Origin of the sequence: Mycolicibacter senuensis, assembly GCF_002101885.1 — a bacterium.
GTDB lineage: Bacteria > Actinomycetota > Actinomycetes > Mycobacteriales > Mycobacteriaceae > Mycobacterium > Mycobacterium senuense.
The window spans coordinates 230681-246093 of sequence record NZ_LQPS01000043.1 but is presented as its reverse complement, the minus strand read 5'-3'; the positions used below and the strand labels follow the sequence as shown (position 1 = coordinate 246093).

Genomic DNA, 15413 nt, shown 5'->3' with positions numbered 1-15413 from the left:
TGTGAGACTACCGGTCTAGCGTTCGCTGAATCCGTCGATCGGCGCCCCGGCGGCGCCCCAATCGGTGACGACGGTGTCCACCCGGCCCGGAGTCGCCCCGCTCTGCAGCAGGTCGAGCAGCCGCTGACAGTCCGGCCGGGATCCCTGGGCGACGACCTGTACCCGGCCGTCGGGGCGGTTGGCCGCATACCCGGTCAGGCCCAACTCCAGCGCCCGCGACCGGGTCCACCACCGAAAGCCCACCCCCTGGACGTGCCCGTGCACCCAGGCGGTGAGCCGCACCGTCGAGGTCACGAGCCGTCCTCGTCCTTGATCTCGAAGCGCACCTCGGTGCCGGCCTGCAGGGTGCGACCGACCGTGCAGACCTGGTCGACGGCGCGGCGCACCACGGTCAGCAACCGCTGCTTGTCGCTGTCGGGCAGGACCGACAGCTCCAACTCCAGGGTTTCCTCCAGCAGCGGATAGCGTTCCTGCTCGCGATCGGCCGGACCGCTGACCGAGATGGTGGCCCGGTAGTCGTCGCCGAGCCGACGGGCCAGCGGGGCATCGCTGGACATCCCGCTGCAGGCCGCCAGCGCGATCTTCAGCAGTTCGCCGGGGGTGAAAACCTCATCGACGTCTTCGCTGCCGATCAGCACCTGCGCACCGCGCGAACTGCGGCCGGTGTAGCGCCGGATCCCGGTTCGTTCCACCCACAGTTTGCTCATGGGCACATTCTTACCGCCGACCCGGCGCATCGCCACGCCGGCGGGGCGATCAGCCCGTGGCGGCGACCGGCTTCCTGCCGTATTGGCGTTCCATCATCGCGGTGTCCCCGTACACCTGGACCTGCACGGTCTTGCCGTTGCGGATAGTGTAAACCTCGGCGCTGTGGCCTGTTTCGCCACCGATGGACGCCTCGCTGAGCACGATGACCGTCTCGCCGTCGGCCAGGAAACGGCGCGGCGAGATCTTCGGCGCCTTCGCCGCCAATGCCACGAGGAACTCACCGAGTTCCGCCTTGCCCCGGTAGGTTCCGCTTACCGCGCTCTCCCCCGGCTGCACCCATTCGATGTCCTCGTCGAAGAGCGCCATCAACGATTGAGTGTCGCCGTTGGCGAAGGACTGATAGCCGCCCCGGACCAGCTCGATGTTCTGCTGAGACATTGTTCGCCTTCCTTTCGTGGGTGTTCTGTTGTCCCCGACCGTATTTCGCTATCACAGCCGGTACATCTCACGCATCATCCGCGCGTTCTCGAAGTAGGCCGGCTCGAGGTGCGGGAAAAGCTCCCGGTGTTCGAGCAGCCTGGCGCGGATGCGGCTGAGCGCGTTGCTCGACGCCGCGACAAGCATGTGGCCCTGTTGGCGCAGGTGACGAGCGACGGTATCGAACGGCATCGCGATCCCTGGGTGAACGACCAACTGCGACATGAGCTGCCTCCTTCCGACAGCGGTGATCTCCCGACCGAAACCACCTGCGAGCGCATCACCAAGGCAAGCATTTCGAGCAATCGATTACCTCATCTGTTCGGATGAGATCCGAGTACGCTTTTCCCGCATGAAGACAGCGGTATCCCCAGCACCTCACAACCGGTGAACATGCCCGGATGTACACGCCTGTAGGTGATTTCGAGGGCAGCGATGAGCCGGATCGATGATTTCTCACAACTGATCTCCGGTATTTATTCCGCGGCGCTGGCACCGGAGCAATGGGATGACGCGGTGGCCGCAATCGCGCGTGCCTTCGATGCACATACCGCCTCGCTGGTGTTCTCCGCGAACGGCTCGCACACGCTCGCGCACGCACAGATGCCGCCGGCAGCGGCACAGACCTACACGGAGCACTACGGACGGCTGGATCACGTACTCTGCGCCGTCGACGCCGGACCGTTGGGAGCGGTTCGTACCGGCGCCGAGCTCATGTGGCCGTATCAGAATTGTGAGTTCCAAGTCGACTGGGCACGCCCGAACGGGCTGCACGACGGACTCTTCGTCCGTCTCACCTCCGGATCGCCAGTGGCAAGCCTGGCCGTCGCCAATGTGAAGCGACCGGAGCGATTCGACAGCCCCGAGCACGTCGAGATGGCCCACCTGCTCATCCCCCACCTGCAGCAGGCGCTGCGGATACAAGGCCGACTCGACGATCTCGATCACCGAAGCGATGACCTCGCCCAGGCCAGTGAGAGCGTCAGCCACGGCATCGTCATCGTCGAACGGCGCAGGTCGGTCTACACCAATGCCGCCGCCGACCGGATGCTGTGCTCAGCTGATGGGTTGCGGATCGAGAACGGCTGCATCAGGGCCGACGCGCCGCCTGCCGACGCCCAGTTGCAGCGCAGTATCGCCCGGGCGTCCGAACTGGCCGACAGCGACACCTGGGGCGGATCATTTCTGTGTCCGCGGCGCTCCGGTCGGCGTCCCTACGTCGTGCATGTCCTGCCGGTCCACCCGAATTGCGTTGCGGCGCCGGTGAGCGGACGTTCGATGGTCATCATCGTCGATCCCGAGCGAGAAGCCGCACCGCCGGCGATGCTGCTGCGGCGGCTGTACGGTCTGACCAGAAGCGAGGCGCAGGTGGCCCTGCTGGTGATGGGAGGCGAAGGCCTGAACCCGATCGCCGAAAGGCTGTCCGTCTCTGGCGACCGTGAAGACCCACCTCCGGCATGTCTTCGAAAAGACCGGCATTCATCGGCAGGCGGAACTCGTTCGGCTCCTGGTCACGCTCGATCCGGCGGCACCGGTGCGGTGACGGCGCCGACGGATTCAGCTCAGGCGGTCTATCATCGGTGGCTGTCGCAACACTATTCGCTGGACAGCCGAGAGGACACCCGGTGCAGGTCGCGATTCCACTGTTCGCCCGATTCACCGCGCTGGATGCGGTCGGCCCCTACGAGGTGCTGCAGCGGGTTCCCGAAGTCGAAATCGTCTTCGTCGGTCACCGGCACGGCGAAGTCCGCAGCGACAACGGGATGCTCGGGGTCACCTGTGACGCCCGGTTCGACGAGGTGCTTCGTCCGGATGTCGTCGTCGTGCCCGGCGGTGTCGGAACCCGAGTGCTGCTCGACGACGCCGAACTGCTCGATTGGCTGCGCAGAGTCCACCCGCACACCAGGTTCACCACCTCGGTATGCACCGGCTCGCTGCTGCTGGCTGCGGCCGGGCTGTTGGACGGCCTGACCGCCACCACGCACTGGGGCGCGGTGGAGCTGCTGGAGCATCTGGGCGCTCGCTATGTGGAGCAGCGCGTGGTCGAGCACCTGCCGCAACGGATTCTCACCTCGGCGGGGGTCTCCAGCGGTATCGACATGGCGCTGCGGCTGGTCGAGCTGCTGGTGGACACCGAGACGGCCCAGGCGGCACAGCTGATGATCGAGTACGACCCGCAGCCGCCGTTCGACTGCGGCTCGCTGCCCAAGGCCGACGAGGCGGTGCGCAACCGCGCGGCGCAGCTGCGGCGCTGAGGGAATAACCGACCTGTCATGGCCACGGTCGTCGCATTCCACGCCCACCCCGACGACGAGGCGATCCTGACCGGGGGCACGCTGGCGCGGGCGGCCGCCGAGGGCCACCGGGTGGTTCTGGTGGTGGCTACGGACGGGCGCGTCAGCGACGACGACGTCGAGCGTCTCGGCGAACTACGCGCCAGTGCGCAGATTCTCGGCGTTCATCGGGTGGAGTGCCTCGGTTACGCCGACAGCGGTTTCGGACCGCAGTTCCACCCCGACCCGCCGGGCCGGGTCAGGTTCGGGCGCGCCGACACCGAGCGGGCGGCCCAGCAACTGGCCGCGATCCTTCGCGACGAAGGCGCGGATCTGCTGTTGAGCTACCAGGCCAACGGCGGCTACGGCCATCGTGATCACGTCCAGGTCCATCACGTCGGCAAACGAGCCGCCGAGCTCGCGGCGACCCCGCGCGTGCTGGAGGCCACGATGTCCCGAGAGTCGCTGCTGCGGGTCGCGCGCACCGCTCGGCTGTTGCGGCTGCCGGCACCCTACCCGCTCGAGGTGGCCCGCACCGCGTACGCCCCGCGGTCGGCGATCACGCACCGTATCAAGGTGTTTCGGTTCGCGCGACAGAAGCGCGATGCGTTCGCCGCGCATCGTTCGCAGATCAGCGGCAATGCGGCGGCGGCGCGACTGTTCGCGGTGTTGCTGCGGCTTCCCCCGCAGGTGGCCGGGCTGATGTTCGGCCGGGAATGGTTCATCGACCCGACCCTGCCGCCGGGGCGGATCTACCGCGACATCTTCGAGTGACACAGCTCAGCGCTGGCACTTCGGGCAGTAGTACGACGAGCGGTTGGTGAATTTCTGCCGCCGGATGCGCGTCCCGCAGCGCCGGCAGGGCTCGTCCTCGCGACCGTAGGCGTCCAGCGACCGGCTGAAGTAGCCGGACTCGCCGTTGACGTTGACGTAGAGCGAGTCGAACGAGGTGCCGCCGGCGGCCAGTGCGTCGCGCATCACCGCCCCCGCGGCCTCCAGCAGCGCTCGCAACCGGGGCCGGGACAGCGCGTCGGCCATCCGGGTGCCGCGAATCCCGGCACGCCACAGCGCCTCATCGGCGTAGATGTTGCCGATCCCGGACACCACGGTCTGATCCAGCAGCTGGCGTTTGATCTCGGAGTGCTTGCGCCGCAGCATCTGCACCACCGATTCGGCGTCGAAGCGCGGATCCAGCGGGTCACGCGCCAGATGCGCCACCGGCAGCGGCACCACGCTGCCGTCGACCTCGGCCAAGTCGGTGAGCTGCCAGCCGCCGAAGGTCCGTTGATCGACGAAGCTGACCTTGGTGCCGTCGTCGAGCACCGCGGCGATTCGCAGGTGTTTGGTGTCGGGCAAGTCGCCCAGCAGCATCTGCCCGCTCATCCCCAGGTGCACCACCAGCGCCTCATCCGTGCTCAACAGCAGCCACAGATACTTGCCGCGCCGGTCGGTGCCGACGATCCGGGCATCGAGCAGTCGGCCGGTCAGGTCGGCCGGCCCGGCCTCGTGCCGGCGCACCGCACGCGGGTGGTGGACCCGGACCCCGGCGATGGTGCGGCCCACCAGGTGGGCGTGCAGGCCGCGGCGCACCACCTCGACCTCGGGAAGCTCCGGCATCTACCCGGCGTCCAGCGCCGTCCAGGCCGCCGCCGCCGCTTTCTGCTCGGCTTCCTTCTTGGACCGGCCCACACCGGATCCGTATTCGGTGTCGGACACGACCACGATCGCGGTGAACTCGCGGTCGTGGTCCGGCCCGGTCGAGCTGACTTGGTAGCACGGCACGCCGATGCCGCGGGCAGCGGTCAGTTCCTGCAGGCTGGTCTTCCAGTCCAGGCCGGCGCCCAGGGTCGCGGCGGTGTCGAGCAACGGGCCGAACAAGCGCAGGATCACCTCACGCGCGGTGTCGATGCCGTGCTGCAGGTAGACCGCACCCAGCAGTGACTCCATACCGTCGGCCAGGATGCTGGACTTGTCGGCCCCGCCGGTGTTGATCTCCCCGCGGCCGAGCAGCAGATGGGCGCCCAGGCCGTCGTCGGTCAGCCCGCGCGCCACATCGGCCAGCGCGGCGGTGTTGACCACGCTGGAGCGCAGTTTGGCCAGGTCGCCCTCGGGCCGGTCGGGGTGCCGGTGGAACAGTTCGTCGGTGATGGTCAGCCCGAGCACGGCGTCGCCGAGGAACTCCAGGCGCTCATTGGTGGGCAGTCCGCCGTTCTCGTAGGCGTAGCTGCGGTGGGTGACGGCCAGCGTGAGCAGGTCGTCGGGCAGGTCCACGCCGAGCGCGTCGAGCACTGCTTGCCGGGGACGGCTCACCGCTCACCGTCATCGCTCGACTGAGCCCCCTGGGACCGCTGCTGGCCCACCATCTCGGCGAGTTTGGCCCAGCGCGGGTCGATCTTTTCGTGGTGATGGCCCGGTTCGGCCCCCTCTACGCTGGCCAGGGCCACCCCGCAGTCCGGGCACAGTCCCGGGCAGTCGGGCGCACACAGCGGAGACAGCGGCAGCGTCAGCCCGACCGCGTCGACGATCGCCTGCTCGAGGTCCACGGCGTCATCGACCACCCGGCCGATCTCGTCGTCGTCGGTGGTCGCGTCGGTGGTGCTGTCCGGGTAGGCGAACAGCTCGGTCAGCTCGACCTCGATGTCGCCGGTCAGCGGCTGCAGGCACCGCGCGCACTCACCGGTGGTCACCCCGGAGACCACGCCGCTGACCAGCACCCCCTCGGAGACCGACTCCACCCGCAGATCCAGGTGGACCGCGGAGTCCGGCGGAATCGCCACCAGGTCCAGACCGATGCGGACCGGGCTGGACCGCTGCTCCTGCAGCGACATCATCGTGCCGGGGCGCCGGCCCAGCCGGGCGACGTTGACCACGAAAGGTGCCGGCAGGGTCGCCTTTGTGCGTGCGTCGCGGTGCCTGGTCATGCCGCGATTCTACGCAGCGATCGGCCCGGGCTCGGCGGGTCAGCGAGTTGCGTAGTCGTGAGTTCCCGCGGCGGTGCGGAGTTGGTGACGGCCGCGGTTGATCGAGCGCAGGGTGCCATTGAGGAAGTCCTCGAATTCGGCCAGCTTGGCATCGACGTAGATGTCGCATTCACCGCGCATCCGGTCGGCCTCGGCGTGTGCCGAGTCGATCAGCCGGGTGGCCTCGGCCCGCGCGGAGGTCACCACCTCGTTCTGCGAGACCAGCCGCTGCTGCTCCTTGATGCCCTCCTGCACCGCCTTCTCGTAGGCGGCGTTGCCGTTCTCGACCAACCGGTCGCATTCGGCCTGGGCACGGCTGGTGGCGGTCTCGAACTCGCGCTTGGCGGTCGCGGTCAGCCGGGCGGCCTCCTCGCGGGCTTCGCCGAGCATCCGTTCACTGTGGGCGCGCGCCTCGGCCACCATCCGGTCGGCCTGCCCCTTGCCGTCGGCCAGCAACCGGTCCGCCTCGGCCCGGGCGTGGCTGACCAGCGAGTCCGATTCGGCTGTGGCGGAGCTGACCATCGACTCCGCGTGTTCTTTGGCCTCGTTGAGCACCGAGTCGCGGGCGTCGAGCACATCCTGGGCGTCATCCAGCTCGCCGGGTATCGCGTCGCGGATGTCGTCGATCAGTTCCAGGACGTCGCCGCGGGGCACCACGCAGCCGGCCGTCATCGGCACGCCACGCGCTTCTTCGACAATGGAGCCCAGTTCGTCAAGGGCTTCGAACACTCGGTACACGGCAGCACCCTCCAGGCATAGTTGTTGTTACTAGTGTGCCCTCTGTTATGCGTGTGACTGCGTTATCCGCCCGGTGTGTCGGATTCTCTTCCACTTCAGCGGTAGCCTGACCCGTTGAAATCCAGATCGGCGAAGGGCGGTCATGACTCAGGCCTATCCACCGCGTCCACCGCGAACCGACGGCCAGCCGCCCGCGGACATCGGACGGTTGCTGCTGCGCTGCCCCGACAGCCACGGCATCATCGCCTCGGTCAGTGCCTTTCTGGCCGAGGCCGGCGCCAACATCATCTCGCTGGATCAGCACTCGACCGCCCCCGAAGACGGCACGTTCGTGCAACGGGCGATCTTTCACCTGCCGGGCCTGCCCGCCGCCATCGACGACCTGCAACAGCGGTTCGGCGCCACGGTCGCCGAACGGTTCGCGATGGACTACCGCTTCGCCGAGGCGGCCAAGCCCAAACGGGTGGCGATCATGGCGTCCAAGGCCGACCACTGCCTGCTGGACCTGCTGTGGCGCAACCGTCGCGGCGAACTGGAGATGACCGTGGCGATGGTGATCTCCAATCACCCGGAGTTGGCCGAGCAGGTGCGTCCGTTCGGGGTGCCGTTCTTCCACATCCCGGCCACCCGCGACATCCGCGCCGAGGCCGAACAGCGCCAACTGCAGCTGTTGTGCGGCAACGTCGATCTGGTGGTGCTGGCGCGCTACATGCAGATCATCACCGGAGACTTCATCGACGCGGTGGGCTGCCCGCTGATCAACATCCACCACTCCTTCCTGCCGGCGTTCATCGGTGCGGCGCCCTATCAGCGGGCGCGCGAGCGCGGCGTGAAGCTGATCGGCGCCACCGCGCACTACGTCACCGAGGTGCTCGACGAGGGGCCGATCATCGAACAGGACGTGGTGCGCGTCGACCACACCCACAGCGTGACCGACCTGGTGCGGCTGGGCGCCGACGTGGAGCGGGCGGTGTTGTCGCGGGCGGTGCAGTGGCACTGCCAGGACCGGGTGATCCGGGTGGCCAACGAAACGGTGGTGCTCTGACCGCAGGGCCCCCACCGTTGACAGCTGTCAAGTACGGTGGTTCCCATGCTGGTGCAGGACTTGTTCTCGACGGTGCCGACGACCACCGCCGCGGCCATTGAGGTCTTTGACGCCGCGGCGGCAGTCGACCCCGACTTCATGCTCGGCACCTGGCGGGGCGCCGAGCTGCCGACCGGCCACCCACTCGACGGGCTGTTGGCCGCCACCGGCTGGTGGGGCAAGCAGTTCGTCGACGCCGAGACCGTCCATCCGCTGTTGTTCCCCACCCGGGACGGCTCCGCGCTGTGGGCGTTCAACCCGGTGCTGGCGTTCAGTGCCCTCGGGCCCGCGACGAAGCTGCCCGGGTTGAAGAAGCGCTCGTTCGCCGGCCCGATCACCCGGTTGCAGCCGCTGCTGCGGACGCGTTCACCCAAGGCCCGGTTGCGCACCACCCGCTTTCGGGAAGTCGACAGCGCGACAATGGTCTACGACCAGGCCCCGATCAACGACGTCTTCCGCCGGCTCTCCGGTGAAGCGGTGATCGGCGCGATGGATCTGCGCGGTTCGTCCCGGCCGTACTTCTTCGTGCTGCACCGCGATGAATCACTGAAACTGATTTAGCTGCAATCGATTTCACCCGCGGCACGCCAGGCGCTGCGTTCGGCGGCGAAGGCCACCGTCTGTCGGCGGCGGAATTCGGCGATGGATTCGGCGTTGTCGGCGAGGAACCGCTGGTGGTCGGCCAGCGAGAACTCGCCGTCGGTGATGGCGATCCGGCCGCGTCCGGCCGCGGTGTCGGCGCGCAGCTCCAACAGTTCGTCCGGGCCGACCGGATAAAAGCTGATCCGGTCGAAGTAGCGCAACAGCCACGGGGTCTCGGGATCGAACAGGCCAGCGGTGGCGTGGCGGTGATTCCACACCTGGGTGGTGCGGCCGACGAACTGGTAGCCGCCGGGCCCCTCGATGCCGTAGATGCACAGGTAGGCACCGCCGATGCCGACCGCGTTCTCCGGCGTCCAGGTGCGAGCCGGGTTGTACTTCGTCGTAACCAACCGGTGCCTGGGGTCCAGCGGGGTCGCCACCGGCGCGCCGAGATAGATGTCACCCAGGCCCAGCACCAGGTACTGCGCGCCGAACACGACGTCGTAGACCGCCGCGGTGTCATCGAGTCCGTTGATGCGCCTGATGAATTCGATGTTCGACGGGCACCACGGCGCGTCGGGGCGCACACCGTAGGTGTAGCGGCGGATCGCCTCGTGGGTGGCCGGGTCGTCCCAGCTCAACGGCAGGCGCACCGAGCGACTCGGCACCACGAGCTCGTCGCAGGGCGGCTGCGCCTCGTCGACGGCGGTCAGCTGTTCGATCACCTCGGCGCAGGAGATCTGCTCGGTGTCGAACTGGACCTGCAGGGACCGCACCCCCGGTGTCAGTTCCACCAGCCCGGGCAACCCCTGCCGGCGCAGGGTGTCGTAAGCCACCTGTACCCGCGCCCGTAACGCCAGATCCAGTGTCATGGGCCCGTATTCGAGCAACACCCCACCGTCGCCGGCGCGCCGCATGGTGACGGCCGTCCCGTCGCGACCGGTGTAGCGCCGCAGCACCCCGTCGTCACCGTCCCCGGAGCGGGACAACACCACCGGTGACGCCGCTCGCCGCCGCACCCCCAACGAGGTCGGCGGCGGGGCGTGATCGGCGCGCACCGGCACCAAGCGCACGGTGTCGCCGGGGCGGAGCTGACCGAGCTTCCAGCGGTCGCCGCGCGCCACCGTCACCGGACAGACGAAACCGCCGAGGCTGGGCCCGTCGGGCCCCAGCAGGATCGGGGTGTCGCCGGTGAAGTCCAGTGCGCCAACACAGTAGGCGGTGTCATGGATGTTCGACGGGTGCAGCCCGGCGTCTCCCCCGTCGGGGCGCGCCCATCTGGGCTTCGGCCCGATCAGCCGGACCCCGGTGCGGTCGGAATTGAAGTGCACGGTGTAATCGGTGGTGGTCAAAGTGGTCATGTCGGTGCGGGACAAAAACTCCGGCGCACCGTGCGGGCCTTCGGTCACCGCCAGCTCCCAGCGCGAGCCGATGCTGGGCTGACTCTCACCGGCGGCGCGGTCCAGCGCCGGCGCGGCGCCGCCCCGGCCCGAAGCGGTGAGCCGATCTCCGGCGCGCAGTTGCCGGCCACGATGGCCACCGAATCCGCCGTGGGTGAAAGTCGCCACGCTGCCCAGGAATTCCGGTTCGGACAGGCCGCCTTCGATGAGCAGGTAGCAGCGCAACCCGGGGCCGGCGGCGGTGCCGATCTCGAGTAGGGCCCCGGCGGGTATCCGCACCGCCTGCCACTGTGGCGTCGCGACGCCCGCCACGGTGACCGGTGCCGGCGCCCCGGTGACGCAGATCCAGGCCGGGTCGGCGAACCGCAGGGCCGGCCCATCCCGGGTGACTTCCAGGCCGGCCGCACCCTGCGGATTCCCCAGCACCCGGTTGCCGATCCGGAACGACAGGTCGTCCATCGGCCCCGACGGTGGCACCCCGACATGCCAATAGCCGATGCGCCCGGGCCAGTCCTGCACGGTGGTGAACATGCCCGGCCGAACCACGTCGATGCCGATCATTCGCGGGTGATCACCATGCGCACCGGGGTCGGGTCGAAACCGTTGCAGGGGTTGTTGATCTGCGGGCAGTTCGACACCAGCACCAGGGTGTCGGTCTCGGCCCGCAACGTCAGGCTCTTGCCCGGCGCCGAGATCCCGTCGACGATGCCCAGCGTGCCGTCGGCTTCGACCGGGACGTTCATGAACCAGTTGATGTTGGAGACCAGGTCGCGCTTGCCCAGGCCGTGTTTGGCGCCCTCGGTGAGGAAGTTCTCCGCGCAGGCGTGCTGGTGGCCGGTGTGGTGGCCGTAGCGCAGTGTGTTGGACTCCTGCGAGCAGGCTCCGGCGATGGTGTCGTGGTTGCCGACGTCGTCGGCGACGACGGTCATCAGCGCGGACCCGTCGGCGGTGCGCAGCACCGAACCGGTGCCCACGAAGATGTTGCGCTGGGCTGCCACGGTGGCCTGGGCGCTGTAGCGCCAGGTGTGATCGGTTGCGTCGTAGAGCAGGCAGTCCACCGCCTGGTTGCCATGCAGGTCGATGATCTGCAGCCGCTCGCCGGCGCGCACCACCTTCGACCAGGGCGCCCGGGCCGGCACCACCTCGTCGCTGACGGTCACCATGCCCGCACCACCGCGTCGGTGTTCTCCCGCGCGCGCAGGTATTCCGGATCGTCATTGAGCGGTTCGGTCAGCTGGTCGTCGGCTTTGAAGGCGAGCACGTCGAGTGCGGTCACGTTCGGTTCGGGATCCAGTGGGTGTGCGGTGTTGGCCAGCGACAGCACCACCGGAAGGTGGATCAGTAGGTCGACGGACGCTCCCCGACCGGCAGAACCGGTGAATTCCAGTGCGCCGCTGACCGGATCGACCCGGACACCGCGGAACAGGCCCACCGAGGGCGCGACGTCGCGGATATCCATGCCGTGCTTGAGCGCGGCCAGCAGTAGCAGCCGCCGGCCGGCGGCGTCGGGGCCGCACAACAGGTCGTGGTGGCCGGATGAGTCGGCGACGACGGTGGCCAGCAACCGGCCCTGATCAGACAGCAGCGGATGCCCGGCGCCTAGATAGGCCTGCCAGGGCACCTTCATGGTGTCGGCGACATTGAGCCGTTCCCAGGGCGCGTCGGCGCGATAGGCCAGCAGGTGCGCGCACGCCCCGCCGTCGACGTCGATCAGCCGGACCCGGCTGCCGCGGGCCAGCACCTTGGTGGCGTAGCCGTGCGGTGGGATCGACTCGGCCCAGATCAGCGTCGACGAGTCGACGTCCTGCGGCGTCGCCGGTATCCGCATCTCGGCGCGCTGCGCCTGGGCCCGGGCATGTGAGCGGGCTCCGCTGGTCGAGTCGGTGCTCATGACCGGACCCTAACATGTTTCCTATCAATCGATAGAAAATGGTCGCGCACGGGTTGCCGCGTGATAGGTGTAGTGCATGAACACCGATCGACGAGGCCGCCCCCGTTTGACGGCATCTCGTCGCCCGGGCCGCAGCGCACGCGACGAAATCCTCGATGCGGCAGCGGAGTTGTTCACCACCATCGGCTACTCCGGCACGTCGACGCGGCGCATCGCCGAGGCTGTCGGGATGCGGCAGGCCTCGCTGTATCACCACTTCACCGCCAAGGAGGACATCCTCGACGCGCTGCTGGCCGGAACCGTCGACGCCTCACTGCAACTGGCCGCCGAGCTGCGCGCCGAGGACGGCCCGGCGGCTCCCCGGCTGCACACCCTCGTGGTCGCCGACACCGCCCAGCTGTGCGGTGGGGTGTGGAATCTGGGCAGCCTATATCTGCTCCCGGAGCTGCGCGTGGAGCGTTTCGCCGCGTTCCGCCGGCGCCGGGAGGCGTTGCGGGGCCACTACCGCGAGCTCTCAGCCACGGTGATCACCCAGCACGGCGGACCTGCAGCCGCCGAGGACCTGCCGTTCCGGTTGGTGGAGTCGGTCATCAACCGCCGCAGCGACGACGGTGCCTGCCCGGTCGATCACCCCTGGACCACCGCTGAGGCCGCGCTGCGGGTGCTGGGCTGCGGTGGTGATTTTGCGCGGATTCGCGATGTGACCGCGCAACGGTTGGGACTGCCCGAACCAAATAATCGTGTCGGAGACGGTCGATAAGCTCGCTGCGGCATCAGATGACCACCGAACCCCGGGAGCTTGACCTGTGGCCCTGAAGAAATCCGACCTCTACAGCTCACTGTGGCGCTCCTGTGATGAGCTGCGCGGCGGCATGGACGCCAGCCAGTACAAGGACTACATCCTGACGCTGCTGTTCATGAAGTACGTCTCGGACAAGGCCAAAGACCCCCGCAGCCTCATCGAGGTACCCAAGGGCGGCTCGTTCGACGACATGCTGGCAGCCAAGGGCGACAAGGAGATCGGCGACCGGTTCAACAAGATCATCGCCAAGCTGGCCGAGGCCAACGGGCTGCAGAAGGTCATCGACCTGGCCGACTTCAACGACGAGGAGAAGCTCGGCAAGGGCAAGGCCATGCAGGACCGGCTCTCGGCGCTGGTCACCATCTTCGACGGCCTGGATTTCCGTGGTTCGCGCGCCGAGGGCGACGACCTGCTCGGCGACGCCTACGAGTATTTGATGCGGCATTTCGCCACCGAGTCCGGCAAGTCCAAGGGCCAGTTCTACACCCCCGCGGAGGTGTCGCGGGTGATGGCCAAGGTGGTCGGGATCGGTGCGACGACGACGCGCGACACCACCGTCTATGACCCGGCGTGCGGTTCGGGCTCACTGCTGCTCAAGGCCGCCGCCGAGGCGCCGCACGGCATGAGCATCTACGGCCAGGAGAAGGACAACGCCACCTGGGCGCTGTGCAAGATGAACATGATCCTGCACGGCAACGCCACCGCCGGAATCCGCAAGGGTGATTCGCTGGCCGATCCGCAGTTCACCGACCAAGACCGGTTGAAGACATTCGACTACGCGGTGATGAACCCGCCTTTTTCCGACAAGGCCTGGACCAACGGGCTGGACAACGAGTACGGCCGCTTCGACGGGTTCGGGCGGCCCCCGCAGAAGAACGGCGACTACGCCTACCTGCTGCACGTGCTCAAATCGCTGACCAGCACCGGCAAGGCGGCGATCATCCTGCCGCACGGGGTGCTGTTCCGCGGCCACGCCGAGGCCACCATCCGCACCGAACTGCTCAAGCGCGGCTACCTCAAGGGCATCATCGGGTTGCCAGCGAACCTGTTCTACGGCACCGGGATTCCGGCGTGCATCGTGGTGATCGACAAGGCCGGTGCCGCCGGGCGCACCGGGGTGTTCATGATCGACGCGTCGGCGGGCTTCATCAAGGACGGGCCGAAGAACCGGCTGCGCAGCCAGGACATCCGCAAGATCGTCGACGTGTTCACCAAACGCTTGGAGGTGGACCGGTATTCGCGGATGGTGCCGTTGACCGAGATCGCCGATCCGAAAAATGACTACAACCTCAACATCCCCCGCTACATCGACACCTCCGAACCCGAAGACCTGCAAGACCTCTACGCGCATCTGCACGGCGGCATCCCCAACCACGACCTCGATGCGCTGAGCGCCTACTGGGACGCGTTCCCCGATCTGCGCGGTGCGCTGTTCAAGCACAAACGCAAGGGCTACAGCGAGCTGCGGGTGGACATCACCGAGGTGCAGCAGACCATCCTGGACTCCGATGATTTCGCGGCGTTCACCAAGAAAGCCGCCCGCAAGGTCGGCACCTGGTTCGCCAAACACCGCCCCCTGTTGCAGGCCATCGACGCCGACACCGTGCCCAACGAGCTGATTGCCACCCTCGGTGATGATCTGCTGTCCCGATTCAAGGGTGTGGCACTGCTCGATGAGTACGACGTCTATGAGCAGTTGATGACCTACTGGCACACCGTCATGCACGACGACGTGTTCCTGATCATGAACGTCGGCTGGATGGAGGCGGCCAAGCCCCGCAAGACCATCGAGGACAAGGGCCGCGGGCTGTCCGAGACGGCCGATCTGGTCAGCGGATCTGGGCGGGGTGCCGCAAAGTACAAGATGGATCTCATTCCGCCGGCGCTGGTGGTGGCTCGGTATTTCACCGCCGAGCAGGCCGAGATCGACGAGCTGAATGCCGCGGCCGAGGAGTGCGCCCGTGCCGTGGAGGAGTACGTCGAGGAAAACGGCGGTGACGACGGCCTACTCGCCGAGGCGATGGACGACGACAAGATCACCAAGGCGCTCGCCGCTGCGCGGCTCAAGGAGGCGCGGCGGGAGAAGGCCGACACCGACGAGATCGATGCCCTGACGCATCTGATCGGGCTGTATGACGCCGAGGCCGCCGCCAAGAAGAAGGCCAAGGAGGCGCAGGCGGCACTCCATACGGCGACGTTGACCAAGTACGGGGAGCTGACGCTGCCGGAGGTCAAGGAGTTGGTGCTGGACGACAAGTGGCATGTGACGGTCGCCGGTCAGGTCGCCCAGGAGGTCAACTCGCTAACACGCGCGCTCGTGGCCCGCATCCGAGAACTCGGCGAACGATACGCCGAGACGGTCGGCACTTTGAGCACAGAACTCGAGACGAGTGAAGCGAAGCTCCTCCAACATCTGGTTGACATGGGGGTCGAATGAACGAGCTTCCGCCAGGTTGGATCAGCACTTCGATTGGGCAGTCTGCGAGCTCCATGACTGG

17 protein-coding genes are annotated in these 15413 nt (G+C 67.7%); 6 read left to right on the top strand and 11 right to left on the bottom strand.

The features are described 5' to 3' along the window. Positions 1–15: 15 nt before the first annotated feature. The 4 genes from AWC24_RS15480 to AWC24_RS15465 are packed head-to-tail and all read right to left on the bottom strand — an operon-like array spanning position 16 to position 1410. A complete protein-coding gene (locus AWC24_RS15480; protein WP_085086377.1) occupies positions 16–294 on the bottom strand; it encodes an acylphosphatase in 279 nt (92 codons plus the stop codon). Further along, positions 291–707, bottom strand: a complete 417-nt coding sequence (locus AWC24_RS15475) for an OsmC family protein (RefSeq protein ID WP_085087099.1) — start codon at positions 705–707, stop codon at positions 291–293. Before AWC24_RS15475 ends, AWC24_RS15480 begins: the two co-directional genes overlap by 4 nt. Before the next feature lie 49 nt (positions 708–756). Further along, entirely contained in the window at positions 757–1146 is a 390-nt protein-coding gene (locus AWC24_RS15470) for a nuclear transport factor 2 family protein (RefSeq protein ID WP_085086375.1), read from the bottom strand. 51 nt (positions 1147–1197) lie between these two features. Beyond that, positions 1198–1410: a hypothetical protein gene (locus tag AWC24_RS15465; protein ID WP_085086373.1), complete on the bottom strand. Its 213-nt coding sequence runs from the start codon at positions 1408–1410 to the stop codon at positions 1198–1200. 1400 nt (positions 1411–2810) lie between these two features. Between AWC24_RS15465 and AWC24_RS15455 the strand changes: the two genes are divergently transcribed. Beyond that, a complete protein-coding gene (locus AWC24_RS15455) occupies positions 2811–3440 on the top strand; it encodes a DJ-1/PfpI family protein (RefSeq protein WP_085086371.1) in 630 nt (209 codons plus the stop codon). Between the two features lie 18 nt (positions 3441–3458). Next, the gene (locus tag AWC24_RS15450; protein ID WP_085086369.1) at positions 3459–4232 is read left to right on the top strand and encodes a PIG-L deacetylase family protein; all 774 of its coding nucleotides are present in this window, start codon (positions 3459–3461) and stop codon (positions 4230–4232) included. A 6-nt stretch (positions 4233–4238) separates the two neighbouring features. Here AWC24_RS15450 and mutM read toward each other — a convergent pair whose 3' ends face one another. From mutM to sepIVA, 4 genes are read right to left on the bottom strand one after another with little or no spacing between them, the layout of a single operon-like run. Next, positions 4239–5075: a bifunctional DNA-formamidopyrimidine glycosylase/DNA-(apurinic or apyrimidinic site) lyase gene (mutM, locus tag AWC24_RS15445; protein ID WP_085086367.1), complete on the bottom strand. Its 837-nt coding sequence runs from the start codon at positions 5073–5075 to the stop codon at positions 4239–4241. Further along, entirely contained in the window at positions 5076–5768 is a 693-nt protein-coding gene (gene rnc / locus AWC24_RS15440; protein ID WP_085086365.1) for a ribonuclease III, read from the bottom strand. It abuts the gene before it with no gap. After that, positions 5765–6379, bottom strand: coding sequence for a YceD family protein (locus AWC24_RS15435; protein ID WP_085086363.1), 615 nt, complete (start codon positions 6377–6379; stop codon positions 5765–5767). Before AWC24_RS15435 ends, rnc begins: the two co-directional genes overlap by 4 nt. Positions 6380–6418: 39 nt before the next feature. Continuing rightward, the gene (sepIVA, locus tag AWC24_RS15430) at positions 6419–7156 is read right to left on the bottom strand and encodes a cell division protein SepIVA (RefSeq protein ID WP_085086361.1); all 738 of its coding nucleotides are present in this window, start codon (positions 7154–7156) and stop codon (positions 6419–6421) included. A 142-nt stretch (positions 7157–7298) separates the two neighbouring features. Here sepIVA and purU point away from each other — a divergent pair, with 142 nt between their 5' ends. Next, entirely contained in the window at positions 7299–8201 is a 903-nt protein-coding gene (purU, locus tag AWC24_RS15425; protein WP_085086359.1) for a formyltetrahydrofolate deformylase, read from the top strand. Between the two features lie 45 nt (positions 8202–8246). Next, positions 8247–8801, top strand: coding sequence for a DUF4334 domain-containing protein (locus AWC24_RS15420; protein WP_085086357.1), 555 nt, complete (start codon positions 8247–8249; stop codon positions 8799–8801). Here the strand turns inward: AWC24_RS15420 and AWC24_RS15415 are convergent. Genes AWC24_RS15415 through AWC24_RS15405 form a run of 3 tightly spaced genes read right to left on the bottom strand, consistent with a single transcriptional unit; the run spans position 8798 to position 12113 of the window. Then, positions 8798–10783, bottom strand: coding sequence for a 5-oxoprolinase/urea amidolyase family protein (locus AWC24_RS15415; protein ID WP_085086355.1), 1986 nt, complete (start codon positions 10781–10783; stop codon positions 8798–8800). The two genes, AWC24_RS15420 and AWC24_RS15415, sit on opposite strands and share 4 nt — an antisense overlap. Beyond that, on the bottom strand, positions 10780–11385 hold the full coding sequence (locus AWC24_RS15410; RefSeq protein ID WP_085086353.1) for an urea amidolyase associated protein UAAP2: 606 nt from the start codon (positions 11383–11385) through the stop codon (positions 10780–10782). The genes AWC24_RS15415 and AWC24_RS15410 overlap by 4 nt, the downstream gene beginning before the upstream one ends. After that, positions 11379–12113 carry a DUF1989 domain-containing protein gene (locus AWC24_RS15405; protein WP_085086351.1) on the bottom strand — a complete coding sequence of 245 codons (735 nt, stop codon included), beginning with the start codon at positions 12111–12113 and terminating at the stop codon, positions 11379–11381. The genes AWC24_RS15410 and AWC24_RS15405 overlap by 7 nt, the downstream gene beginning before the upstream one ends. Before the next feature lie 76 nt (positions 12114–12189). Between AWC24_RS15405 and AWC24_RS15400 the strand changes: the two genes are divergently transcribed. Further along, entirely contained in the window at positions 12190–12873 is a 684-nt protein-coding gene (locus tag AWC24_RS15400) for a TetR/AcrR family transcriptional regulator (protein ID WP_085086349.1), read from the top strand. A 46-nt stretch (positions 12874–12919) separates the two neighbouring features. After that, complete coding sequence (locus AWC24_RS15395) at positions 12920–15352, top strand: type I restriction-modification system subunit M (protein ID WP_085086347.1); 2433 nt, start codon at positions 12920–12922, stop codon at positions 15350–15352. Positions 15353–15413 lie beyond the last annotated feature (61 nt).